This is a genomic window from Oerskovia sp. NPDC060287 (assembly GCF_042726775.1).
GTDB classification, from domain to species: domain Bacteria; phylum Actinomycetota; class Actinomycetes; order Actinomycetales; family Cellulomonadaceae; genus Oerskovia; species Oerskovia merdavium.
Genome location: NZ_JBHXBO010000406.1, coordinates 1 through 1,441, shown reverse-complemented (window position 1 = coordinate 1,441; position 1,441 = coordinate 1). Strand labels below are relative to the sequence as shown.

The following is a 1,441-nucleotide window of genomic DNA, read 5'->3' as shown; positions in this document are numbered from 1 at the left end:
CGCGGACGCAGAATTCACCTCACGTCGAAGAGACGGAGATCAGAGGCGCACACCCACGTACTGCGTGAGGGCGACGAGGCTGTTCGAGTAGCCCCACTCGTTGTCGTACCAGGAGACGACCTTGACCTGGTTGCCCGAGACCTTGGTCAGCTTCGAGTCGAAGATGCTCTGGTGCGGGTTGGTCACGATGTCCGAGGACACGATCTCGTCCTCGACGTACTCGAGAACACCCTTCAGCGCGCCCTCGGCAGCAGCCTTGACCGCGGCGTTGACCTCCTCGACCGTGACCTCCTTCGAGGCGACGAAGGTGAGGTCCGTGGCCGAGCCCGTGATGACGGGGACGCGGAGCGCGTAGCCGTCGAGCTTGCCCTTGAGCTCGGGGAGCACGAGGGAGACGGCCTTGGCCGCACCGGTCGAGGTGGGGACGATGTTCTGCGCGGCCGCACGGGCGCGACGCAGGTCCTTGTGGGGGCCGTCCTGCAGGTTCTGGTCACCCGTGTACGCGTGGATCGTGGTCATGAGACCGTTCTCGATCCCGATCGCGTCGTTGAGCGCCTTGGCCAGCGGGGCGAGGCAGTTCGTGGTGCACGACGCGTTGGAGATGATGTGCTGCGTCGCGGGGTCGTACTGCTCGTGGTTCACGCCGACGACGAACGTGCCGTCCTCGTTCTTCGCCGGAGCGGAGATGATGACCTTCTTGGCGCCGGCCTCGAGGTGAGCCTTGGCCTTGGTCGCGTCGGTGAAGAAACCGGTCGACTCGATGACGATGTCAGCACCGAGCTCGGCCCAGGGCAGGTTCGCCGGGTCGCGCTCTTCGAGGGCGCGGATGGCCTTGCCGTCGACGATGATGTTGTTGTCGTCGAAGTCGACGCTCAGCGGGAAACGACCCAGGACGGTGTCGTACTTCAGCAGGTGCGCGAGCGTCTTGTTGTCCGTGAGGTCGTTGACACCCACGATCTCGATGTCAGCCCCCGACGCAATGATGGCGCGGAAGAAGTTACGTCCGATACGACCGAAGCCGTTGATACCGACGCGGATGGTCACAATGCCCTCCTCAGGGCGCGCCGGTGTTCCCGACGCACACGGTTGATGCCGAACGATCACGTACTACGGCGTACGTAGGTGGTGAACGGCGAAGTACTCCCCCACTGAATGCCTGACGGCGCGATCCCGGGAACTCGGAGCCTCAGCGACAGCTGCGACTCAAAGGGTCCCGAAGACCTCAGTGAAGGAGCACGTCTTTGTCACCTGACATCCCCGAGCCTATACCCAAAGCGGCCCGACACGTGACCTGAGACCTGTTCTGAGACGACCTTGCACGAAGCGTGGGAACGTGATGGAGGCCCGAGACGCACGTCACACCAGCGTCACCGCACCGCCCGGAGCGCGCTCCACGGCGTGCGAGGCGCTCGGCGCACGACGAGGGGCGCGCACCGTCCGG

Annotated in this window: 1 protein-coding gene; it reads right to left on the bottom strand. The window is 64.7% G+C overall.

The genetic code is table 11. The features are described from left to right. Positions 1 to 39: 39 nt before the first annotated feature. Positions 40 to 1,044, bottom strand: a complete 1,005-nt coding sequence (gene gap / locus ACFWFR_RS19345) for a type I glyceraldehyde-3-phosphate dehydrogenase (protein WP_191805772.1) — start codon at positions 1,042 to 1,044, stop codon at positions 40 to 42. Between the last annotated feature and the right edge of the window lie 397 nt (positions 1,045 to 1,441).